Here is a 20,634-nt window from a genome sequence, read left to right as displayed (position 1 = left end):
CATTCTCGCACCGCGGACTTGGTCCCTGGTTCTCGGCAGGGACGCCATCCCCACAAAGGACTCCTCATGAAGACTGACATCCACCCCGACTACCACGCGGTCGTCTTCCGCGACCTCGGCTCGGGCGACACGTTCCTCACCCGCTCGACGGTGACCAGCGACAAGACGATCGAGCTCGACGGCGTCGAGTACCCCGTCATCGACGTCGAGATCTCGTCGGCGTCGCACCCGTTCTACACGGGCAAGCAGCGCATCATGGACTCGGCCGGTCGTGTCGAGAAGTTCAACCAGCGCTTCAAGAACTTCGGCGGCTCCTCCAAGTAAGCAGCCACCAGCGAAAGCCCCGCCTCGGCGGGGCTTTCGTCGTTGTGCGTCAGCGGATCGGCCAGCTGCCGTCGACGGTCTCGTCGGGGGCGAGCCGGCCGATCTGGATGAAGTAGTCGGTCAGGCTCGCCGCCTGCGCGCGCGCCCACGAGATCTGCTGCGAGTGCAGTTCGTCGACAGACGGCGGCAGCTGCCCGCCGAAGCGCGCGGCGAGCGCCTGTGCCACGCGGCCGGCGGCCACGGCATCCGCCGAGGCCTCGTGTGCGCCCTCGAGGGTCACGGCGTAGTGGGCGGCGACCACCTCGAGGGTGCGCTTGCCGCGGCGGTAGCGGTCGTAGGCCTTGTCGACCACGAGCGGGTCGATGACCGGCGATGGCTCGAGGATCGGGGCGATGCCGTGACGCACCGCCTCGTGCTTGAGCAGCGAGAAATCGAACGGCGCGTTGTAGGCGACGACCGGGATGCCGGCGGCGAACAGGTCGCGCAGGGCCGTGACGACCTCGGACACGACCTCTGCTGCGGGGCGCCCCTCGGCGCGGGCGCGCGCGGTGGTCACGCCGTGGATGGCGGCCGCGCCCTCGGGGATCTCGACGCCGGGGTCGGCGAGCCAGTCCCTGGCGCGCAGCGCCGTTCCAGACGCGTCGAGGAGGCCCACGTGCGCTGTCACGATGCGGTCGGCCGTGACATCGACTCCCGTCGTCTCGAGGTCGAAGACCCCCACCATCCGCAGTGCTTCCATGCCGCCAACGGTATGCACCCCCTCCGACATCGCCGCCCAGGCGCGCCGCTGGCCCGCCCGTAGACTGGGCGGGTGACCGTGGTGAACCCCTATGCCGACCAGCTCACGCGCACTCCCGTCGAGCGTCGCGAGGCGGAGGTGCTCGGCGGCACGACGGCCTACTGGGTCTACGGCCCGGCCGACGCCGACACGACGATCCTCGCCGTGCACGGCTTCCGCGGCGAGCACCACGGCCTCGAGCCGGTCGTCGCGCAGCTGCACGGCATCCGCGTCGTCATGCCCGATCTGCCGGGGTTCGGCGAGACCGAGCCGATCCCCGGACGCGCGCACGACCTCGATCTGTACGCGCAGTGGCTGCAGCACTTCGCCGCGGCCGTCGCCCCCGGTGCCGTGGTGCTCGGCCACAGCTTCGGATCGATCGTCTCGGCGGCGGCGGTGAGCCGAGGTCTCGAGACTCCGAGACTGATCCTGGTGAACCCGATCGGCGCGCCCGCGCTGGAGGGCCCCCGAGGCATCCTCACCCGGCTCGCGGTCTTCTACTACTGGGCGGGCGCGAAGCTCCCCGCGAAGCTCGGCGACGCACTGCTGCGCAACCGCCTGATCGTGCGCGTCATGAGCGTGTCGATGGCCAAGACGCGCGACCCGCAGCTGCGCCGGTTCGTGCACGACCAGCACGACACCTACTTCTCGCGCTTCGCCGACCGCGACGTGCTGCACGACGCCTTCGTGACGAGCGTGTCGCACGACGTGAGCGAGTTCGCCGCCGCGATCTCCCAGCCGACATTGCTGATCGCCGCGGTGCGCGACGACATCACCCCCATCGAGAAGGAGCGCGAACTCGCGCGCATCTTCCCCGCCGCCGAGCTCGTCGAGATCCCCGATGTGGGGCACCTCATCCACTACGAGACGCCGGTGCCCGCAGCCGCCGCGATCGAGCGCTTTCTCGGGGCGCACTGAGAGCAGCGGCCCCGGCATCCGGGATCCAGATCAGGAGATCTCGCCGGCACAGGTCGTTTCGTGTCTGATCGTCCTGTCCTGGCGAGATCACCTGATCTCGGCGAGGGGCGGAGGGCGGATGCCGAGCCTCAGGCCTGCGCCTTGCGCTCTCGGTAGGCGATGACGTTCATGCGGTTGCCGCAGTTGCCGGTGTCGCAGTAGCGCTTCGAGCCGTTGCGCGAGTAGTCGACGTAGACCGCGTCGCAGTCGTCGGCCGCGCACACGCGCACGCGGCCGTACTCGTCGGAGCGGATGACGTCGACGAAGGCCATCGCCGCCTCGACGAGGATGCGGGTGGCCAGCGGCGCGTCGTCGCTCGTGGCGTGGATGTGCCAGTCGTAGCCCTCGTGGATCACGAGCCGGGGGAGGGCGCCGCCGTCGCGGAGCATGGCGTTCACGAGCGGCACGGCGTCGTCGCGGCCGACGTTCCACAGGCCGCGCAGTCGCGAGCGCACGTCCCGGATCGCCGCGAGCGAGGCGTCGTCGCGGGGGATGGGGCCGGAGTAGGGGTTGGCGGCGACGTAGTCGTCGAGGTCTCGGGCCGTCAGCATCCGGTCGTCGCCGTCGGTGCCGGGAAGGGTGTTGACGAGGTCGACGGCGGCCATGAGGGCGCGCTTGGTGTCATGAATGAAGACCATGTTGACTCCTGACAGTCCGGGGGACTAGTGTCGTCTCGCTGGTGTCACCAGTGTAGTCACAGTTCACTCCTGACAGTGGGATGCCGCCATGTCAACGCAGACCGCCCCGATCGCCGTCATCCCGACCATGGGCCGCGAGATCGCGCCCTCGTCGCATCGCACGTCTGGGCTCATCATGGGCGTCGTGTCGGCGCTCGCGTTCTCGTCGTCCGGCCCGCTGGTCAAGCCCCTGCTCGAGGCCGGCTGGTCGCTCGGAGCGGCGCTGCAGGTGCGCATGGGCGTGTCGGGGCTCATCCTCGCGCCCTTCCTCGTCCGCGCGATCCTGCGCGAGCGCTCGTTCCTGCGTCGCCACTGGCGCATCATCGTCGCGTTCGGGCTCACCGCCGTCGCCGGCTGCCAGCTGCTCTTCTTCTCGGCGATGCAGCGGATGCCGGTGGCCGTGGCCCTGCTCATCCAGTACCTCGCCCCGGTGCTGCTGGTCGGCCTCACGTGGCTGCGCACCCGCCGAGCGCCCTCGCGCCTCGTGGTGATCGGCTCGATCGTGGCGGTCGCGGGGCTCGTGCTCGTCGTCGACATCGCCGGCGCGCGGTTCGATCTGCTCGGGACGCTCCTGGCGCTCGGTGCGGCGGTCTGCGTCATGGCGTACTTCCTCGTCTCCGAGCGCGCCGGCGACGACCTGCCGCCGCTCGCCCTCGCCTCGGGCGGGCTGCTGGTGGGTGCGGCACTCATGGTCGTGCTCATCGCCACGGGCGTGTTGCCCTTCGCCGCGCCGACGGTCGACGTCGTGCTGGCCGGCGTCACGGTGCCTTGGTGGGTGCCGCTGCTGTGGGTCGCCGCCGTCGGCACGACCCTCGGCTACGCGCTCGGCGTCGGCGCGGTGCCGCGGCTCGGCTCGCGGGTGGCGTCGTTCGTGGGGCTTTCGGAAGTGCTGTTCGCGCTGATGTTCTCGTGGATCTTCCTGAGCGAGGTGCCGGCGCCCATCCAGTTCGTGGGCGGCGTGCTCATCCTCGCCGGCGTCGTGCTGGTGCGCGCCGACTCGGGTCAGGAGTCGGCTCTGGCCAGCTCCAGCAGCGGCGCGACCCGGTAGCCGATCACCTCGCCCATCGCCAGCGACGTCTCGGTGCGCTCGACGCCGTCGATCGAGAGGATGCGGGCGTCGGTGTCGAACAGGTGCTGCGTGTCGCGGCAGGCGACCCGCACGAGCAGATCGACCTGACCGCTCAGTCCGTGCGCCTGGATAACCTCGGGGATCCTGCCGAGCTCCTCGGTGATCCGCGGGAGGGCGGCCTGATGCACCGTGACGCTCAGGAACGCCTCGATGGGAAAGCCGAGCGCCGCCGACGAGATCGCCCGCTCGAACGAGAGGAACACGCCGGAGCGGTCGAGCCGCGCCATGCGCGCCTGCACGGTGTTGCGCGAGAGCCCGAGGCGCTCGGCCAGAGCCACGACGGTGGCGCGGTGGTCGGCCGACAGTGCGGCGAGAAGCTCCAGGTCGATGTGATCCAGCGTGGTCATAGTGCCCGAAGATAGCAGGTCACCCTCGCCCGTAGTTGCGCAACATGCTCAACGAGTCTTCGGATGCTTGAGCTAGGTGCATGTCGGACGTATCGTCGGGCTGTCGGCGACGCTGCCGGCGGTCTTTCGTCCGATCGCCTCACGAGGGTGCATCGAACAAGGAGGAACGATGATGTATCCCCGCACCGACCACGACCTGACAACAGGCACCGACGAACTCGCAGGAGTGCTCGCAACCGACGGCAGCCGCATCCCGCATCCGCAGCTGGACGCCTGGCTGACCGACGTGGACGTGCCGATGCTGCGGATGCTGCATCGCGACATGACGATCGTGCGCCGCCTCGACGCCGAGGGCATCGCCCTGCAGCGGCAGGGGCAGTTGGGGCTGTGGGCTCCGTGCCGGGGCCAGGAGGCCGCCCAGGTGGGCACGGCGCACGCGCTTCGGACGGGGGACTTCCCGTTCACGAGCTACCGCGAGGCCGGTGTGCTGTTCGTGCGGGGCGCGCGCCCCGACGAGTTCATCCCGAACTGGCGTGGCGAGGCGCATTCGGGCTACGACCCCTATCGCATCGGCGTCGCGACGCCGCAGATCATCATCGGCGCGCAGACGCTGCACGCCGTGGGGTACGCGATGGGCATCCAGCGCGACGGTGTCGACGACATCGCGGTCGCCTACTTCGGCGACGGAGCGACCAGTCAGGGCGACGCCAACGAGGCGATGGTGTTCGCCGCGTCGTTCGAGGCCCCCGTGGTGTTCGTGTGCACGAACAACCAGTGGGCGATCTCGGAGCCCGTCGGCGTGCAGAGCCGCTTTCCGCTGGCGGACCGCGCGCCGGGCTTCGGCATTCCGAGCCTGCGTTTCGACGGCAACGACGTACTGGCCTCGCTCGCGGCGATGCGGTGGGCGGCCGACCACGCGCGCTCGGGCGCCGGCCCCGCCTATCTCGAGGCGGTCACCTACCGGATGGGCCCGCACACCACGTCCGACGACCCGAGCCGCTACCGCGACGCCGCCGAGGTGGAGCATTGGGAGGCGCGCGACCCGATCGCCCGGCTCGAGGCGCTGCTGCGCGCCGAGGGCGGCTGGGACGACGAGTTCGCCGCCGACGAGAAGGCGGCCGCCGACGAGTTCTGCGCCGGCATGCGGGCGGCATGCCTGGCCGCGGCAGACCGCGACCCGCTGTCGGTGTTCGACCACGTCTATGCCGAACCGCATGCGGGTCTCGACCAGGAGCGGGCCGATTACGCCGGCTATCTGGCCGGCTTCGCCCCAGAGGAGGAGTCATGACGGAGCTCACGATGGTCAAGGCGCTCGGAGCGGGGCTGCGCCGCGCGCTCGCCGACGACCCGCGTGTGCTGCTCATGGGGGAGGACATCGGGCGCCTGGGCGGCGTCTTCCGCGTCACCGATGGCCTGCTCGACGAGTTCGGCGCGCAGCGCGTCGTCGACACTCCGCTGGCTGAGGCCGGCATCGTCGGCACGGCGGTGGGGCTGGCCTACCGCGGCTACCGGCCGGTGGTCGAGATCCAGTTCGACGGCTTCGTCTACCCCGCCTTCGACCAGATCGTCGCGCAGGTCGCCAAGCTCCACTACCGCACGCGCGGCGCCGTGCGCATGCCGATCACGATCCGGGTGCCGTGGGCCGGCGGGGTGGGAGCGGCCGAGCACCACTCCGAGTCGCCCGAGGCCTACTTCGTGCACACGAGCGGCCTGCGGGTCGTCGCGGTCTCGAACCCGCAGGATGCGTTCGTCATGCTGCGCCAGGCCATCGCGAGCGACGACCCCGTCGTGTTCTTCGAGCCCAAGCGGCTCTACCACGCCAAGGGCGAGGTCGACGTCGACGCCGATCTCGCCGACGCGCCGCCGATGGGCCTGGCGCGCGTCGTGCGCGAGGGCGCCGACGTGACGGTGCTCACGTACGGCGGGCAGGTCACGACGGCGATGGATGCGGCGACCGCCGCCGAAGACGAGGGCATCTCGCTCGAAGTGATCGACCTGCGCTCGCTGTCGCCCGTCGACTACCGCACGGTCACGGCATCCGTCCGCAAGACCGGCCGGGTCGTGGTGACCCACGAGGCGGCCAAGGAGGCGGGCCTGGGGGCGGAGCTGGTCGCCGGCGTCACCGAGCGCTGCTTCCACCACCTCGAGGCGCCGCCCGTGCGGGTCACGGGGCACGACATCCCATACCCGCCGGCCAAGCTCGAGAAGCATCACCTGCCCGACCTCGACCGCATCCTCGACGGCGTCGACCGGGTGCTCGATCGGCCGAACTCGCTGTCGGGGGTGGAGCGGTCATGATCGCCGAGTTCCGACTTCCCGACCTCGGTGAGGGGCTGCCGGAGGCAGAGCTCGTGCAGTGGCTCGTCGCGGCGGGCGACGAGGTGTCGCTCAACCAGCCGATCGCCGAGGTCGAGACGGCCAAGGCCGTCGTCGACCTGCCCTCGCCGCACGCCGGCCGCGTGCGCGAGCTGCGCGCACAGCCGGGAGACGTCGTGGCGGTGGGCGCGGTGCTCATCTCCTTCGAGGTCGACGGGCCCGCCGACGACCGGCCCGAGAGCGCAGCCGAGCCCGCCACGCCGCTGCTGGTCGGCTATGGTGCGGCCGCGCGCGCCGACGGGCGCCCTCGGCGGCGGGCGCGCACGGTCGCCGCGATCGCCGCCGGTGACACGGCCGTGCTCGAGGCGGCACCCCACGACGTGCTGGGACGCGCCGAGGCAGCCGAGTGCGAGGGGGCCGCGCGCGACGACGCGCTGCGCGAGCGCCCGCGGTCGACTCCGCCGGTGCGCGCGCACGCCAAGCAGCTCGGCGTCGACCTCGCCCTGGTGACGCCCTCCGGCGACGGTGAGCTCATCACGCGCGCCGACGTCGACGCCTACGCCGCGCGGGTCGGAGCGGCGCCGCTCGCGCCCGCTGGCCCCATGGCCGATGCCCACCGGTCGACAGCGGAAGGAGAGACCCGCATCCCGATCAAGGGCGTGCGCCGCCTCACCGCCGAGGCGATGGTGCGCAGCGCCTTCACGGCGCCGCACGCCACGACGTTCCTCACCGTCGACGTCACCGCCTCGATGGAGCTCCTCGCCTCGCTCGCGGCCGACCGCGCCCGGCAGGGGCAGCGCATCGGCATCACGGCGCTGGCGGCGAAGGCGGTCTGCCTGGCGCTGCCGCAGCATCCGATGCTCAATGCGCGGTGGGACGACGAGGCCGGCGAGATCGTGCAGCACCACCGCGTGAACCTGGGCATCGCGGCGGCGACCGAGCGCGGGCTCGTCGTGCCGAACGTGCGCGCTGCCGACACCCTGGCCCTCGACGCGCTCGCCGAGGCGATCGGCGAATTGACGGCGGCAGCGCGGGCGGGGCGCACGGCGCCCGCGGCGATGACCGGCGGCACGTTCACGATCACCAACGTCGGGGTGTTCGGCGTCGATGCCGGCACGCCGATCCTCAATCCGCCCGAGGCCGGCATCCTCGCCCTCGGCGCGGTGCGGCGCCTGCCGTGGGAGCACCGAGGCGAGATCGTCCTGCGCGACGTGGTGACACTCAGCCTGTCGTTCGATCACCGGCTCGTCGACGGCGAGCAGGGCGCGCGGTTCCTCGCTGCCGTGGGCGACGTGCTGCGCGAGCCCGGCAGGGCGATGCTGCTGCGGTGATCAGGCTGCCCTGACGTTCACGCGGAGAGGGCGGCGAGGGCCATCGCGGTGAGGATGCCGCGCGCCCGCGCATCGGAGGTGCGGGTGGAGTGCGGTGTCGAGTTGAGCAGGCCGAAGCACGCCTGGGCCCGCACGCGCAGGTCGTCGCCGGTGCACTCGGCATGGAGTCTCGCCAGCACCTCGACCCACAGGTCGACGTACTCCCGCTGCAGGCGCCGCACGGCGTGGTTGTCGGCTGCGCCGAGGCTCGCCAGGTCACGGTCCTGCACGCGGATGACGTCGGGGCTCGACAGGGCGAAGTCGAGGTGGAACCCGATGAGCGCCGCGAGCGTGTCTTCTGCCGATGCGTGCGCCGCCGCGACCTCCCGGCCGCCGGCGAGCAGCCCCTCGCTCGTCTCCACCAGGATCGTCCCCAGCAGCGCCTGCTTGCTGGCGAAATGGCGATAGACGGCCGGGCCGCTCACCCCGACGGCCGCGCCGATCTCTTCGAGGCTCACGCCGCTGAAGCCGCGTCGCGCGAACTGTGCGGCGGCGGCGCGCACGATGGCGGTGCGGCGATCGGCCTTGGCGCGCTCTCGCGACGTGGTTGTCATTTCGGTTAATCCTCGCTAACCTGATTGAGTCCGGTTAATGGGCACTAACTATAGGGCGCGAGCCGCCCGGCTGTCGACGGAGACAGGAATGACGATGGATGCTGTGGCGACCGCCACGACCCAGGCAGAGCTCGCCGAGCGTCTCCGCGAGCGGCTGGCCGCGGCATCCCTCGGAGGTCCCGAGGCCTCCCGCGCGCGGCACGTCGCCCGAGGCAAGCTGCTGCCGCGCGACCGCGTCACGCGGCTGCTCGACGAGGACAGTCCCTTTCTCGAACTCGCGCCGCTGGCAGCCGAAGGCCTCTATGGGGCGGAGGCGCCCGCCGCCGGGGTCATCGCCGGCATCGGGCTGGTGCACGGCCGCCACGTCATGGTCATCTGCAACGATGCGACCGTCAAGGGCGGCACCTACTACCCCCTGACCGTCAAGAAGCACCTGCGTGCGCAGGAGGTCGCCCTCGAGAACCGGCTGCCGTGCATCAGTCTCGTGGACTCCGGCGGCGCGTTCCTGCCGATGCAGGACGAGGTCTTCCCCGATCGGGATCACTTCGGGCGCATCTTCTTCAACCAGGCGCGCATGTCGGCGGCCGGCATCCCGCAGATCGCCGCCGTGCTCGGATCGTGCACCGCCGGCGGCGCCTACGTGCCGGCGATGAGCGACGAGACGGTGATCGTGCGCGAGCAGGGCACGATCTTCCTCGGCGGCCCGCCGCTGGTCAAGGCCGCGATCGGCGAGGTCGTCTCGGCGGAGGAGCTCGGAAGCGGAGACCTCCACGCGCGACGCTCGGGCGTCGTCGATCATCTCGCCGACGACGACGAGCACGCGCTGGAGATCGTGCGCGACATCGTCGCGACGCTGCCGGCGCCCGCTGCCCCCGCCTGGGAGGTGCAGCCGGTCGTCGCGCCCTCGGCCGACGCGGCCGAGCTCTACGACCTCGTGCCGGTCGACGTCAACCAGCCCTACGACGTGCACGAGGTGATCTCGAGGCTGGTCGACGGCTCGTCGTTCCACGAGTTCAAGGCGCTCTACGGCACGACCCTCGTCACCGGCTTCGCGCGGCTGCACGGCCACCCGGTGGGGATCGTCGCCAACAACGGCGTGCTCTTCGGAGAGTCCGCCCTCAAGGGCGCCCACTTCATCGAGCTGTGCGACCAGCGCGGCATTCCGCTGCTGTTCCTGCAGAACATCTCGGGGTTCATGGTGGGCCGCGACGCCGAGGTCGCCGGCATCGCGAAAGACGGCGCCAAGATGGTCACCGCCGTCGCGACCACGCGCGTGCCCAAGCTGACCGTCATCATCGGCGGCTCGTTCGGCGCCGGCAACTACTCGATGTGCGGCCGCGCCTACTCGCCGCGGTTCCTGTGGAGCTGGCCCGCCGCGCGCATCTCGGTGATGGGAGGGCCGCAGGCCGCCTCGGTGCTGTCGACGGTGAAGGGCGACCAGCTCGCCGCGGCCGGGCAGGAGTGGGCGGATGCCGACCGCACCGCCTTCGAAGAGCCCATCCGCGCGCAGTACGAGCGGCAGGGCGACCCGTATTACGCGACGGCGCGGCTGTGGGACGACGGAATCGTCGATCCGCTGCGCACGAGGGACCTCCTCGGGCTCGCCCTCGACGTCGTCTCCCGCGTTCCCCTTCCCGACCCGCGCTTCGGCGTCTTCCGGATGTGATGGCCGTGGTTCGACAGGCTCACCAACCGGGGCAGGCTCACCAACCGCTCTTCGACACCGTTCTGGTCGCCAACCGCGGCGAGATCGCGCGCCGCGTCATCCGCACGCTCCGTCGCCTCGGCATCCGCTCGGTCGCCGTCTACAGCGACGCCGACGCCGATGCGCCGCACGCGCGCGAGGCCGACGTCGCGGTGCGCATCGGGCCGGCCGCGGCCGCCGAGTCGTACCTGTCGATCGACGCGGTGCTGGCGGCGGCCGAAGACACGGGGGCGCAGGCCGTGCACCCCGGCTACGGCTTCCTCTCCGAGAGCGCGGCGTTCGCCAGGGCGTGTGCTGCGCGCGGCATCGTCTTCGTCGGGCCGGAGGAGCGGGCCCTCGAAGTCATGGGCGACAAGATCCGTGCCAAGGCGCACGTCGCCGCGCACGACGTGCCGACGGTGCCGGGGTTCAGCGCGGTCGGCATGACGGATGCCGAGATCGCCGTCGCCGCCGAGACCGCGGGGCTCCCCCTGCTGGTCAAGCCCTCCGCGGGCGGCGGGGGCAAGGGCATGCAGATCGTGCGCGACGCGGCCGAGCTGCCGGAAGCGCTCGCCACCGCGCGGCGCGTCGCCGCGGCCGCGTTCGGGGACGACACGCTGCTGCTGGAGCGCCTGATCGAGCGCCCGCGGCACATCGAGGTGCAGGTGCTCGCCGATGCGCACGGCGCCGTGATCCACGTCGGCGAGCGCGAGTGCACGCTGCAGCGGCGCCACCAGAAGGTGATCGAGGAGGCGCCGTCGCCGGTGGTCGACGCGGCGACCCGTGCGCGGCTCGGAGCCGCGGCCTGTGCCGCGGCGGCATCCGTCGACTACCGCGGAGCCGGCACGGTGGAGTTCCTCGTGGCGGGGGATCGGCCGGACGACTTCTTCTTCATCGAGATGAACACGCGGCTGCAGGTCGAGCATCCCGTGACCGAGCTCGTCACGGGCATCGACCTCGTCGAGCAGCAGCTGCGGATCGCGGCGGGCCTCCCGCTCGCCCTCGCGCAGGACGACGTCGTGCTGACCGGCCACGCGATCGAGGCGAGGGTCTACGCCGAGAGCCCCGCCCGAGGGTTCCTCCCCGCGACCGGCGAGGTGCTCGCCTGGCGCGCGGCCCCCAGGGTGCGCACCGACGGCGCTGTCGATACGGGCTCGAGCGTGACCGCCGACTACGACCCCATGATCGCGAAGGTCGTCGCGCACGACGCGGATCGTGCGGGCGCCCTCGAGCGGCTCGACGCGGCGCTCGAGGGCACCGTGGTGCTGGGCGTCGACACCAACGTCGGCTTCCTGCGGATGCTGCTGGCCGACCCCGCGGTTCAGGAGGGCGACCTCGACACGGGCCTCATCGACCGCCTCCCGCCCTACAGCGACCCCGCGCCGACCGGCGCCGTGCTCGAGGCGGCTGCCGCCGCCACGCTCGCGGCATCCGCATCCGCGCCCTTCCGCTCGTCGAGACCCGCATCTGCCCCGGCGAGACCCGCCTGCGTGAGCGAGACCCTCGCTCCCGCGGGTGGTTTCGCGGCCGAACACGGGTCTCGCGCGGGTGAAGCGTGGCACGCGCTGCCCGGCTGGCGGCTCGGCGTCGACGCCGAGCCCGCGCCGATCGCCCTGCTCGACGACGCGGGGCGCGTGCACACCGCGCCTCCCTCCCCGCACGGAAGCTCCGGCTCGCCGGCCGCCGCGGTCACTACTTCCTCTCCGCAAGTTGGCAGTTCCGGTCGCTCGGCGGCGGGGGGAGCGGCCGGAAGTGCCACATTGCGGGGGGATGCAGGGGCCACCGCGGCGATCGACGCGGAGGGAGGTGTATGGGTACATGCCGACGGCGGCATGTGGCGGCTGCGGCCGATCGACCGCCGCGCGGCGATGGAGCGGCGGCTCGCCGAGGCCCACCGCCCGCAGGGCGCGGCCGACCCCGATCTGCGCGCGCCGATGCCCGGCGCCGTCGTCGCGATGCACGTCGAGCCGGGCGCTTCCGTCGCCGCAGGCGACCGCATCCTCACGATCGAGGCCATGAAGATGGAGCACCCCGTCACGGCCCCCCACGAGGGCACCGTGACACTGCTGGTCGCCGCCGGCGACCAGGTGCGACGCGACCAGGTGCTGGCCCGCGTCGCCGAGACCCCAGAAGGGAAGACCGCATGATCAGCTACGACCTGACCGACGAGGAGCGCGAGCTCTCCGCGATGGTGCGCGAGTTCGCCGACACCGTCGTCGCGCCGGTGGCGTACGAGGCCGACCGCACCAAGACGCTGCCGCTCGACGTCGTCGCGCAGATGGGCGAACTCGGCCTGTTCGGTCTGCCCTTCCCCGAAGAGGTCGGCGGCCAGGGCGGCGACCTGTTCGCGCTGGGCCTCGCGATCGAGGGCATCGCCCGCGTCGACCAGTCGCTCGCGATCACCCTGGAGGCGGCCGTGGGCCTGGGCGCCATGCCGATCCACCGGTTCGGCACCGACGCGCAGCGGGCGGAGCTGCTGCCCGACCTGCTCGCGGGCCGCGCGCTCGCCGGCTTCGGGCTCACCGAGCCCGAAGCGGGGTCGGATGCCGGGGCCACCCGCACGACGGCGCGCCTCGACGGCGGCGAGTGGGTCATCAACGGCTCCAAGCAGTTCATCACCAACTCCGGCACCGCCATCACGCGGTTCGTGACGGTCACCGCCGTCACGGGGGAGCGCGACGGGCGCAAGGAGCTCTCGACGATCATCGTGCCGGGCGGCACGCCCGGCTTCACCGTCGAGCCGGCTTACGACAAGGTCGGCTGGCACGCCTCCGACACCCACCCGCTGAGCTTCGCCGACGTGCGCGTTCCGGAGGGGAACCTGCTCGGCGAGCGCGGCCGAGGGTTCGCCAACTTCCTGTACACGCTCGACGAGGGGCGGATCGCGATCGCCGCCCTCGCCACCGGCGCCGCGGAGGGGTGTCTGGAGGCAGCGCTCGACTACGCCGCCACGCGCACCGTCTTCGGCGAGGCGCTCTCGAGGCGGCAGAACACGCAGTTCGTGCTGGCCCGCATGCAGCTGCGCGTGCACAATGCGCGCCTCGCCTGGCATCACGCGGCGCGCCTGCGCGATGCGGGCAAGCCCTTCAAGACCGAGGCGGCCATCGCCAAGCTCACCGCGAGCGACGCAGCGATGGACAACGCGCGCGACGCCACCCAGATCTTCGGCGGCAACGGCTTCATGAACGAGTACCCGGTGGCCAGGCACTTCCGCGACGCGAAGATCCTCGAGATCGGCGAGGGCACCAGCGAAGTGCAGCTGCTCGTCATCGCCCGCGCACTCGGGGTGGCGTGAGCGCCGTGGGCGAGCCGATCGAGCAGCGCGGCCTCTGGTTCGAGGAGTTCGAGGTCGGCGCCCGCTTCGCGCACCGACCGGGCCGCACGATCACGCAGGCCGACAACGCCCTCTTCAGCGCCCTGACGATGAACCCGCAGGCGCTGCACGTCGACGTGGCGTACGCCCAGACCCAGCCGTTCGGCCGCCCTCTCGTCAACTCGATGTGGACCCTCGCGACGATGGTCGGCATGTCGGTCGCCCAGCTCACGCAGGGCACGCTCGTGGCCCAGCTCGGCTTCGGCGACATCTCGTTCCCGGCGCCGCTGTTTCCGGATGACACCCTGTCGACCGACACCGAGGTCGTCGCCGCGCGCCCGTCGGCCTCCCGCCCCGGCGAGGGGATCGTCACCCTCACCCACACCGGCCGCAATCAGCACGGCGAGATCGTCGCCGTCGCGACCCGCACCGTGCTGGTGCGGTGCCGGCCGGCATCCGACGTCCCCGGTGCACGCGGGTAGCGTGAAGGCATGACGTCGACGCCGACCTTCTCTCTCGGGCCCGCCCTGCTGTTCTGCCCCGCCGACAGGCCCGAGCGGTTCGAGAAGGCCCTCGACCGCGCGGATGCCGTGATCCTCGACCTCGAAGACGCCGTCGCGGGCGAGGCCAAGGCCGCCGCCCGCGGCGCGCTCATCGACAGCCACCTCGACCCCGACCGCGTGATCGTTCGGGTCAATCCGCTGGGCTCCGCCGAGTTCGTCTCCGACCTCGCGACGCTGTCGCAGACCGACTACCGCACGATCATGCTCGCCAAGGCCGAATCGCCCAAGCGCATCTCACGGCTCGACCCGCGCTTCGCGGTGGTCGCGCTGCTCGAGACGGCGCGCGGCGTCGTGCACGCCGAGCGCATCGCCGAGCAGCACAACGTCGTGGCGCTGATGTGGGGTGCAGAAGACCTCGTCGCGAGCCTCGGCGGCACGTCGAGCCGCCGGCCTTCTGGCCGCTATCGCGACGTGGCGCGGCACGCGCGCGCCCGCGTGCTGCTGGCGGCGGGGGCAGAAGGCAAGGCCGCGATCGACGCCGTGCACCTCGACATCGATGATCTCAGGGGCCTGCGACAGGAGGCGCGCGACGCCGCGGCCTCCGGCTTCGCGGCGACCGCCTGCATCCATCCGGGGCAGGTCGAGGTGATCCGCGGCGCCTACCGGCCGGGGGCGGCGCAGGTGCGTGCCGCCGAAGCGCTGCTGGCGGCGGCCGCTGCGCACGCCGACGGGGTGTTCGTGCACGACGGGCGCATGATCGACGAGCCCGTGCTCCGTCACGCTCGCGAGACGGTCGCCAGGGCTACGCGCTGACGGGGTCGTACGAGAGCAGCGTGATGCGGTCGCGCTCGTAGCGCAGCGAATGCAGCGACGCATTGCCCAGCCGCTCGCCCGGCAGCGGGAACTCGCCCGAGGTCGCGTGGCGGATGAGTTCGCGGATGAGTGCGCCGTGACTCACGACGATGAGGGATGCCGCCACCGGCGCCGTGTCGAGGTGCGCGTCGCGCACGGCTGCGCGCAGGCCCTCGAGGCCCCGCACCCGCACGTCGGGCCACGCCTCGGCCCCGGGGACCTCGGCATCGTGCCACTCACCCCATCGGCTGCGGAACTCGGCGACGTCGAGCCCCTCGGCCTCGCCGTAGCCGCGCTCGCGGAGCTGCGGGTACAGTCGCAGCCCGTCGACGCCGAGCCCCTCGGCGATGATCTGGGCCGTCTCCCGCGCGCGCGACAGATCGCTCGTCGCGATGGCGATGGGCCCATCGGCCGGCAGCAGCTCGCGCAGCGAGGCCGCCGCATCCCGCGCCTGCGCCCGCCCCGTGTCGTTGAGCGGGATGTCGGTGGAGCCCTGGATGCGGCGCTGGCTGTTCCAGTCGGTCTCGCCGTGGCGCACGAGGGTGAGGATCGTCACCCTTCGAGGGTAACCGGGCTCACAGCTCCGGCAGCGCCGAGGCGAGGGCGGCGAGCACCTCGCTCGTGCCGGCGTCGATCTTGACGGTGGCCCGAGCATCCGCCCGCGTCGCGCCGCGGTTGACGATGACGACGGGCAGCCGGCGCCGCCGGGCGCGCTCGAGCAGTCGGATGCCGGAGTTGACCACGAGCGAGGATCCTGCGATCAGCAGCGCATCGCTCGTGCGCACGACCTGCTCGGCCTCGCGGAACTTCTCGGCCGGGATGAACTCGCCGAAGAACACGACGTCGGGCTTGAGCATGCCTCCGCAGACGCTGCAGGCGGGGATGCGGAAGCCCTCGGTGCTCTCGGGCAGCACGTCGCCGTCCGGGCCGAGCGGAACGTTCTCGGGCACCGTGATCCACGGGTTGTCGGCTTCGACCCGGCTGGCGAGGTCGCGGCGGTCGAAGACCTGGCCGCAGTGGGTGCAGAAGACGCGCCGCATGGTGCCGTGCAGCTCGACGACGCGTCGGCTTCCGGCGCGCACGTGCAGTCCGTCGACGTTCTGCGTCACGATCCCCGAGGCGATGCCTCTGCGCTCGAGGTCGGCGAGGGCGCGGTGGCCGGTGTTGGGGGAGGCTGCGGCGAACGACTGCCAGCCGAGGTGGCTGCCCACCCAGTAGCGGCGGCGGGCCGCGTCGCTGCCGAGGAACTGGTCCACCGTCATGGGCGTGCGCACCGGCGCTCCCTTGCCGCGATAGTCGGGGATGCCGGAGTCGGTCGACACGCCGGCGCCGGTGAGCACGGCGATGCGGCGCCCTGCAAGCGCGTCGACGGCGGCGGCGACGGCATCCGTCGTCGCGGTGTCGAAAGCTGCGGTGGTGGTCACGTCATCCCCTCGCCGCGAGTCTAGGCTCCGCGGTTTTCGGGCGTGTTACGGCGTGCGAGAGTGGACGGGTGCGGATCGAACGAGTTGACGATGCCGCCGACGCGCGCCTGGCCGACTACCGCGACCTGACCGATGTGGCCCTGCGCCGCGTGCAGGAGCCGGCCGGCGGCCTCTACATCGCCGAATCGGCGAAGGTCATCGCGCGGGCGCTCGCCGCGGGGCATGCGCCGCGCTCGGTGCTCGTGCAGGAGAAGTGGCTGGGCGACCTCGAGCAGCTCCTCGCCGGGCGCGATGTGCCGGTTCTCGTCGTGACGGCCGAGGTCGCCGAGCGGCTCACCGGCTACGCCGTGCACCGCGGTGCCCTCGCCGCCATGCACCGCCCGGCGATGCGCCCGGTCGCCGAGGTCGTCGCCGGGGCGCGTCTGGTCGTCGTGCTCGAAGACATCGTCGACCACACCAACGTCGGCGCGATCTTTCGCGCCGCCGCCGGGCTCGGCGCCGACGCGGTGCTGGTGGCGCCGCGGTGCGCCGATCCGCTGTACCGGCGCAGCGTGCGGGTGTCGATGGGCACGGTCTTCCAGGTGCCGTGGACCCGGCTGCCCGAGTGGACCGAGGCCGGCCCGATGCTGCGGGAGGCGGGACTGCACCTGGCGGCGCTCGCCCTGGCCGACGGCGCCGTCGCCCTCGACGACTTCGCCGCCGCGGGCCACGAGCGCGTCGCCCTCATGCTCGGCGCCGAGGGCGATGGGCTCTCGCGCCGCGCGCTCGCCGAGGCCGACACGGTCGTGACGATCCCGATGGCAGGTGGGGTCGACTCCCTCAACGTCGCCGCCGCCAGCGCCGTCGCTCTGTGGGAGCTGCGCCGCCGCTGAGGCCGGCTTCCGGGGCCTGTGCGAGATCAGGTGATCCGGCCGGGACAGGTCGTTCAGCATCCGATCGTCCTGTCCAGGCGAGATCTCCTGATCTCGCGGGCCGGGAGAGGCGAGGTCTCCCGATCTCGCGCACGAGAAGACGGCGGATGCTGCCGCTCAGCGCAGCTGAGCCAGGTGCTCGCGCAGGGTGGGACCGGCGCGGAACTCGCGGATCAGGTGCTGCACGACTTCGCGCAGGTCGCCCTCGGCGGCATCGGCGACCATGAGCTGACGGGCGTAGCTGGCGCCCTGATCGAGGATGGCCGAGACGCCGGCGAACTCCTTGGCGCACTTGAGCTCCACGGCGATGTCGCCGATGCGCTCCATCGTCTCGCGCAGGTGCTCGACGACGGGGCGCTGCGTGCCCTCGGCATCCACGATGACGCGCGCGTCGAGGCCGTAACGGGCCGCGCGCCACTTGTTCTCGCGCACATACCAGGGCTGCAGGCGCGGCAGGGTCTCGCCCTCGTCGAGCCGGCGGGAGAAGTCTTCGACGAGCGTCTGCACGAGCGCCGCGACGGCGGCGAGCTCGGGCAGCGTCGACATGCCGTCGCACGCGCGCACCTCGATGGTGCCCCAGCGCGGAGCGGGCCGGATGTCCCAGCGCACCTCGGTGGCATCCTCCATGACCCCCGTGCGCACCATGTCGTCGAGGTACGACTCGTATTCCGCCCAGGTCTCGAGCGGCCAAGGGAGCCCCGCGGTCGGCAGCTGCTGGAACACCAGGGCGCGATTGGAGGCGTAGCCGGTGCGCTCGCCCGCCCAGAACGGGCTCGAGGCAGACAGCGCCTGCAGATGCGGCAGATACGTGGCCAGCGCGTTCACGATCGGCAGCACCTTGTCGACATCGTCGACCCCGACGTGCACGTGGATGCCCCAGATCATCATGTTGCGCCCCCACCACTGCGTGCGCTCGATGAGCTTGTGGTAGCGGGTCTTGTCGGTCACGCTCTGGTCGAACCACTGGGCGAACGGGTGGCTCCCTGCGCACAGCAGGGCGATGCCGGCGGGGTCCGACACGGTGCGCACCGCCTCGATCGCGTCGGCGATGTCGTCGACGGCGGCGGCGACCGTGTCGCCGACGCCGCTGGTGACCTCCACCGTGTTGGTCAGCAGCTCTCCGGTCACGGTGTACCGCTCGAGCGCGGAAGCCTCTTCGAGCCCCTCGAGGATCTCGGGCCCTCGAGCCACGAGGTCGCCCGTCTCGGCGTCGGCGAGCATGAGCTCCCACTCCAGGCCCACCGAGGATCGGGCGGAGGGTGCGAAGGGCACGGTCATCGGCACAGTCTGACACGTCGGCTCTCGCGCGCCCCGGTGTTCGCGACGTGCGTCGTGATCTGGCAGAATAGAGGGTCGGACGCCCCGCTCGACCCTCTATCCGGTGTGGGTGTCCTCCGCAGAGCTTCCGCCGGGTGTGCACCCCACGCTCCAGGCGACCGGTTCGTTTCCTTTCACACATTCTGGAGAATCGTGGCTGTCAAGATCCGTCTCAAGCGCCTGGGCAAGATCCGTGCGCCGTACTACCGCATCGTCGTGGCCGACTCGCGCACCAAGCGCGACGGTCGTGTCATCGAAGAGATCGGCAAGTACCACCCCACCGAGGAGCCCTCGTTCATCGAGGTCGACTCCGAGCGCGCGCAGTACTGGCTGTCGGTCGGCGCGCAGCCGACCGAGCAGGTCGCCGCCATCCTCAAGCTGACGGGCGACTGGGGCAAGTTCAAGGGCGACAAGAACGCCGTCTCGACCGTGAAGACCGCCGACGCCAAGGCCGAGTTCTCGGTCGACGCCGCCAAGAAGTCGGTCATCAAGCCCAAGGCTGAGAAGAAGGCCGAGGAGCCCGCTCCCGCCGCCGAGGCGCCCGCCGAGGACGCCGCCGACGAGTCGGCCGAGTAAGTGCTGGCCGCCGCGCTCGAGCACGTCGTCAAGGGGATCGTCGATCACCCTGACGACGTCCGCATCCACTCGTCCACGTCGCCCCGCGGCGACGTGCTGGAGGTGCGTGTGCACCCCGACGACCGTGGGCGCGTGATCGGGCGCGGCGGACGCACGGCCAAGGCCCTGCGCACCCTCATCGCTGCGCTGGCCGACGGCAAGCGCGTCCGCGTCGACGTCGCGGACGACTGACGTGGCCGCACAGGCCTCCGGCTCGAAGGGGTCAGGCAAGACGCAGCTGCGCGTCGGCCGCCTCGTCAAGGCGCACGGTCTCAAGGGTGCGCTCAAACTCGAGCTCTACACCGACGACCCCGACGGGCGCTTCGTCCCCGGCGCCACCTTCACTCTGCAGGTGCCCACCTCGTCGCCGTGGCACGGCAAGACCCTCACGGTGCGCGAGTTCCGCTGGATGAATAGTCATCCCGTCGCCTTCTTCGAGGGCGTCGACGACCGCTCAGGCGCCGACGAACTCGTGCGCGCGATCCTGTGGATCGACGAGGATGCCGCGGCCCCCCCGGTCGAAGACGACGCGTGGTACGACCATCAGCTCGTCGGCCTCGACGTCGTGCGCGACGACGAGGTCGTGGGCCGCGTGACCCGCGTCGACCACCTGCCCGCTCAGGATCTGCTGATCGTCCGCCCCGTCGAGGGGGCCGAAGACGACGAGATCCTCGTGCCGTTCGTCAAGGCGATCGTGCCTGAGGTCGACGTCGCAGCCGGTCGCGTCGTCGTGACCCCGCCCGCTGGCCTGTTCGAGGCGCTGCCCGACGGCGACACCGAGCCCGACGAAGGCCCGCACGACTCCGACGAGGACTGACGCCGGTGCGCATCGACATCGTCACGATCTTCCCGACGTTCTTCGATGTGCTCGACGTCTCGCTGATCGGCAAGGCGCGTGAGCGCGGCATCGTCACGATCGGCGTGCACGACCTGCGCGCGTGGACCCACGACCGTCACCGCACGGTCGACGACACGCCCTACGGGGGCGGTGCCGGCATGGTCATGAAGCCCGAGCCGTGGGGTGAGGCGCTCGATGAGATCCTCGCCGACGACGGCGTGCTCATCGTCCCGTCCCCGGCGGGCGAGCCGTTCACGCAGAAGCTGGCCAGAGAGTTCGCCGACGAGGCGCAGCTCGTCTTCGCCTGCGGCCGCTACGAGGGCATCGACCAGCGGGTCGTCGATCACTACGCCCAGCGCGGGCGGGTGCGTCTGGTGAGCCTCGGCGACTACGTGCTCAATGGCGGAGAGGTCGCCGCGATGGCGGTCGTCGAGGCGGTGACCCGCCTCATCCCCGGCGTCGTCGGCAACCCGGAGAGCCTCGTCGAGGAGTCGCACGAAGACGGCCTGCTCGAGTACCCCGTCTACACCAAGCCGCAGCAGTGGCGGGGGCTGGAGGTGCCTCCCGTGCTGTTGAGCGGCAACCACGGCGAGATCGCCCGGTGGCGCCGCGAGCAGCAGCTCGAGCGCACCCGCGAGCGGCGTCCTGACCTGCTCGGCTGACCGGCGCAAGCCCCCCTGCGGGTGAATCCTCCGGCACTAGGGTGGGGAGCACCCGAGCGGAAG

The 20,634-nt window shown here is 71.8% G+C and carries 23 protein-coding genes; 16 read left to right on the top strand and 7 right to left on the bottom strand.

Annotated elements, in window-relative coordinates; translation table 11 throughout:
• Nucleotides 1–66 precede the first annotated feature (66 nt).
• Entirely contained in the window at nucleotides 67–324 is a 258-nt protein-coding gene (locus tag OAW74_RS08330) for a type B 50S ribosomal protein L31 (RefSeq protein ID WP_262873827.1), read from the top strand.
• A gap of 49 nt (nucleotides 325–373) precedes the next feature.
• On the opposite strand, the gene OAW74_RS08325 is transcribed toward OAW74_RS08330, so the two are convergent.
• A complete protein-coding gene (locus tag OAW74_RS08325) occupies nucleotides 374–1,093 on the bottom strand; it encodes a 3'-5' exonuclease (protein WP_262873826.1) in 720 nt (239 codons plus the stop codon).
• A gap of 42 nt (nucleotides 1,094–1,135) precedes the next feature.
• Here OAW74_RS08325 and OAW74_RS08320 point away from each other — a divergent pair, with 42 nt between their 5' ends.
• Nucleotides 1,136–2,020: an alpha/beta fold hydrolase gene (locus OAW74_RS08320; protein ID WP_262873825.1), complete on the top strand. Its 885-nt coding sequence runs from the start codon at nucleotides 1,136–1,138 to the stop codon at nucleotides 2,018–2,020.
• A gap of 128 nt (nucleotides 2,021–2,148) precedes the next feature.
• Here the strand turns inward: OAW74_RS08320 and OAW74_RS08315 are convergent, their stop codons facing one another.
• Nucleotides 2,149–2,697: a CGNR zinc finger domain-containing protein gene (locus OAW74_RS08315; protein WP_262873824.1), complete on the bottom strand. Its 549-nt coding sequence runs from the start codon at nucleotides 2,695–2,697 to the stop codon at nucleotides 2,149–2,151.
• Between the two features lie 88 nt (nucleotides 2,698–2,785).
• On the opposite strand from OAW74_RS08315, the gene OAW74_RS08310 reads away from it, so the two are divergent.
• Nucleotides 2,786–3,784, top strand: coding sequence for an EamA family transporter (locus OAW74_RS08310; RefSeq protein WP_262873823.1), 999 nt, complete (start codon nucleotides 2,786–2,788; stop codon nucleotides 3,782–3,784).
• Here the strand turns inward: OAW74_RS08310 and OAW74_RS08305 are convergent.
• A complete protein-coding gene (locus tag OAW74_RS08305) occupies nucleotides 3,739–4,212 on the bottom strand; it encodes an Lrp/AsnC family transcriptional regulator (protein WP_262873822.1) in 474 nt (157 codons plus the stop codon). The genes OAW74_RS08310 and OAW74_RS08305 overlap by 46 nt on opposite strands.
• A 169-nt stretch (nucleotides 4,213–4,381) precedes the next feature.
• Between OAW74_RS08305 and OAW74_RS08300 the strand changes: the two genes are divergently transcribed.
• From OAW74_RS08300 to OAW74_RS08290, 3 genes are read left to right on the top strand one after another with little or no spacing between them, the layout of a single operon-like run.
• On the top strand, nucleotides 4,382–5,500 hold the full coding sequence (locus OAW74_RS08300) for a thiamine pyrophosphate-dependent enzyme (protein ID WP_262873821.1): 1,119 nt from the start codon (nucleotides 4,382–4,384) through the stop codon (nucleotides 5,498–5,500).
• A complete protein-coding gene (locus OAW74_RS08295; RefSeq protein ID WP_262873820.1) occupies nucleotides 5,497–6,510 on the top strand; it encodes an alpha-ketoacid dehydrogenase subunit beta in 1,014 nt (337 codons plus the stop codon). The genes OAW74_RS08300 and OAW74_RS08295 overlap by 4 nt, the downstream gene beginning before the upstream one ends.
• Entirely contained in the window at nucleotides 6,507–7,859 is a 1,353-nt protein-coding gene (locus OAW74_RS08290; protein WP_262873819.1) for a dihydrolipoamide acetyltransferase family protein, read from the top strand. Before OAW74_RS08295 ends, OAW74_RS08290 begins: the two co-directional genes overlap by 4 nt.
• Nucleotides 7,860–7,876: 17 nt before the next feature.
• Here OAW74_RS08290 and OAW74_RS08285 read toward each other — a convergent pair whose 3' ends face one another.
• Nucleotides 7,877–8,452, bottom strand: coding sequence for a TetR/AcrR family transcriptional regulator (locus tag OAW74_RS08285; RefSeq protein ID WP_262873818.1), 576 nt, complete (start codon nucleotides 8,450–8,452; stop codon nucleotides 7,877–7,879).
• Nucleotides 8,453–8,540: 88 nt separating this feature from the next.
• On the opposite strand from OAW74_RS08285, the gene OAW74_RS08280 reads away from it, so the two are divergent.
• Genes OAW74_RS08280 through OAW74_RS08260 form a run of 5 tightly spaced genes read left to right on the top strand, consistent with a single transcriptional unit; the run spans nucleotide 8,541 to nucleotide 14,765 of the window.
• On the top strand, nucleotides 8,541–10,118 hold the full coding sequence (locus tag OAW74_RS08280) for a carboxyl transferase domain-containing protein (protein ID WP_262873817.1): 1,578 nt from the start codon (nucleotides 8,541–8,543) through the stop codon (nucleotides 10,116–10,118).
• The gene (locus tag OAW74_RS08275) at nucleotides 10,118–12,283 is read left to right on the top strand and encodes an acetyl/propionyl/methylcrotonyl-CoA carboxylase subunit alpha (RefSeq protein WP_417568597.1); all 2,166 of its coding nucleotides are present in this window, start codon (nucleotides 10,118–10,120) and stop codon (nucleotides 12,281–12,283) included. The genes OAW74_RS08280 and OAW74_RS08275 overlap by 1 nt, the downstream gene beginning before the upstream one ends.
• Nucleotides 12,280–13,431 (top strand): acyl-CoA dehydrogenase family protein, encoded by a 1,152-nt coding sequence (locus OAW74_RS08270; RefSeq protein WP_316250210.1) that lies wholly within the window; start codon nucleotides 12,280–12,282, stop codon nucleotides 13,429–13,431. The genes OAW74_RS08275 and OAW74_RS08270 overlap by 4 nt, the downstream gene beginning before the upstream one ends.
• Nucleotides 13,428–13,931: a MaoC family dehydratase gene (locus OAW74_RS08265; RefSeq protein ID WP_378733622.1), complete on the top strand. Its 504-nt coding sequence runs from the start codon at nucleotides 13,428–13,430 to the stop codon at nucleotides 13,929–13,931. Before OAW74_RS08270 ends, OAW74_RS08265 begins: the two co-directional genes overlap by 4 nt.
• 9 nt (nucleotides 13,932–13,940) lie before the next feature.
• A complete protein-coding gene (locus tag OAW74_RS08260; RefSeq protein WP_262873815.1) occupies nucleotides 13,941–14,765 on the top strand; it encodes an HpcH/HpaI aldolase/citrate lyase family protein in 825 nt (274 codons plus the stop codon).
• Here the strand turns inward: OAW74_RS08260 and OAW74_RS08255 are convergent.
• Both OAW74_RS08255 and OAW74_RS08250 read right to left on the bottom strand, forming a co-directional pair.
• Nucleotides 14,755–15,360 (bottom strand): histidine phosphatase family protein, encoded by a 606-nt coding sequence (locus OAW74_RS08255; protein ID WP_262873814.1) that lies wholly within the window; start codon nucleotides 15,358–15,360, stop codon nucleotides 14,755–14,757. The genes OAW74_RS08260 and OAW74_RS08255 overlap by 11 nt on opposite strands.
• A gap of 19 nt (nucleotides 15,361–15,379) precedes the next feature.
• Nucleotides 15,380–16,228, bottom strand: a complete 849-nt coding sequence (locus OAW74_RS08250; RefSeq protein WP_262873813.1) for a Sir2 family NAD-dependent protein deacetylase — start codon at nucleotides 16,226–16,228, stop codon at nucleotides 15,380–15,382.
• 68 nt (nucleotides 16,229–16,296) lie between these two features.
• Here OAW74_RS08250 and OAW74_RS08245 point away from each other — a divergent pair, with 68 nt between their 5' ends.
• A complete protein-coding gene (locus tag OAW74_RS08245; RefSeq protein WP_262873812.1) occupies nucleotides 16,297–17,100 on the top strand; it encodes a TrmH family RNA methyltransferase in 804 nt (267 codons plus the stop codon).
• 156 nt (nucleotides 17,101–17,256) lie between these two features.
• On the opposite strand, the gene OAW74_RS08240 is transcribed toward OAW74_RS08245, so the two are convergent.
• The gene (locus OAW74_RS08240; RefSeq protein WP_262873811.1) at nucleotides 17,257–18,417 is read right to left on the bottom strand and encodes a glutamate--cysteine ligase; all 1,161 of its coding nucleotides are present in this window, start codon (nucleotides 18,415–18,417) and stop codon (nucleotides 17,257–17,259) included.
• A 192-nt stretch (nucleotides 18,418–18,609) separates the two neighbouring features.
• On the opposite strand from OAW74_RS08240, the gene rpsP reads away from it, so the two are divergent.
• Genes rpsP through trmD form a run of 4 tightly spaced genes read left to right on the top strand, consistent with a single transcriptional unit; the run spans nucleotide 18,610 to nucleotide 20,571 of the window.
• Nucleotides 18,610–19,032, top strand: coding sequence for a 30S ribosomal protein S16 (rpsP, locus tag OAW74_RS08235; RefSeq protein WP_262873810.1), 423 nt, complete (start codon nucleotides 18,610–18,612; stop codon nucleotides 19,030–19,032).
• Nucleotides 19,033–19,263, top strand: a complete 231-nt coding sequence (locus tag OAW74_RS08230) for an RNA-binding protein (protein WP_262873809.1) — start codon at nucleotides 19,033–19,035, stop codon at nucleotides 19,261–19,263.
• Nucleotide 19,264: 1 nt separating this feature from the next.
• A complete protein-coding gene (gene rimM / locus OAW74_RS08225; RefSeq protein WP_262873808.1) occupies nucleotides 19,265–19,888 on the top strand; it encodes a ribosome maturation factor RimM in 624 nt (207 codons plus the stop codon).
• A gap of 5 nt (nucleotides 19,889–19,893) precedes the next feature.
• On the top strand, nucleotides 19,894–20,571 hold the full coding sequence (trmD, locus tag OAW74_RS08220) for a tRNA (guanosine(37)-N1)-methyltransferase TrmD (RefSeq protein ID WP_262873807.1): 678 nt from the start codon (nucleotides 19,894–19,896) through the stop codon (nucleotides 20,569–20,571).
• The last annotated feature ends 63 nt before the right edge of the window (nucleotides 20,572–20,634 follow it).

Origin of the sequence: Microbacterium fluvii, assembly GCF_025515205.1 — a bacterium.
In the GTDB taxonomy this organism is placed as follows: Bacteria; Actinomycetota; Actinomycetes; order Actinomycetales; family Microbacteriaceae; genus Microbacterium; species Microbacterium fluvii.
The sequence above is the reverse complement of the archived record's forward strand: the minus strand, read 5'-3'. Positions and strand labels throughout refer to the sequence as shown.

Coding starts and splice junctions, on each gene's coding strand:
- OAW74_RS08275 (WP_417568597.1), top strand. CDS start 10,118: ATGGCCGTGGTTCGACAGGCTCACCAACCGGGGCAGGCTCACCAACCG.
- OAW74_RS08310 (WP_262873823.1), top strand. CDS start 2,786: ATGTCAACGCAGACCGCCCCGATCGCCGTCATCCCGACCATGGGCCGC.
- OAW74_RS08240 (WP_262873811.1), bottom strand. CDS start 18,417: ATGACCGTGCCCTTCGCACCCTCCGCCCGATCCTCGGTGGGCCTGGAG.
- OAW74_RS08290 (WP_262873819.1), top strand. CDS start 6,507: ATGATCGCCGAGTTCCGACTTCCCGACCTCGGTGAGGGGCTGCCGGAG.
- OAW74_RS08300 (WP_262873821.1), top strand. CDS start 4,382: ATGATGTATCCCCGCACCGACCACGACCTGACAACAGGCACCGACGAA.
- OAW74_RS08305 (WP_262873822.1), bottom strand. CDS start 4,212: ATGACCACGCTGGATCACATCGACCTGGAGCTTCTCGCCGCACTGTCG.
- OAW74_RS08270 (WP_316250210.1), top strand. CDS start 12,280: ATGATCAGCTACGACCTGACCGACGAGGAGCGCGAGCTCTCCGCGATG.
- OAW74_RS08260 (WP_262873815.1), top strand. CDS start 13,941: ATGACGTCGACGCCGACCTTCTCTCTCGGGCCCGCCCTGCTGTTCTGC.
- OAW74_RS08330 (WP_262873827.1), top strand. CDS start 67: ATGAAGACTGACATCCACCCCGACTACCACGCGGTCGTCTTCCGCGAC.
- OAW74_RS08280 (WP_262873817.1), top strand. CDS start 8,541: ATGACGATGGATGCTGTGGCGACCGCCACGACCCAGGCAGAGCTCGCC.
- OAW74_RS08285 (WP_262873818.1), bottom strand. CDS start 8,452: ATGACAACCACGTCGCGAGAGCGCGCCAAGGCCGATCGCCGCACCGCC.
- OAW74_RS08295 (WP_262873820.1), top strand. CDS start 5,497: ATGACGGAGCTCACGATGGTCAAGGCGCTCGGAGCGGGGCTGCGCCGC.
- OAW74_RS08315 (WP_262873824.1), bottom strand. CDS start 2,697: ATGGTCTTCATTCATGACACCAAGCGCGCCCTCATGGCCGCCGTCGAC.
- OAW74_RS08325 (WP_262873826.1), bottom strand. CDS start 1,093: ATGTCGGAGGGGGTGCATACCGTTGGCGGCATGGAAGCACTGCGGATG.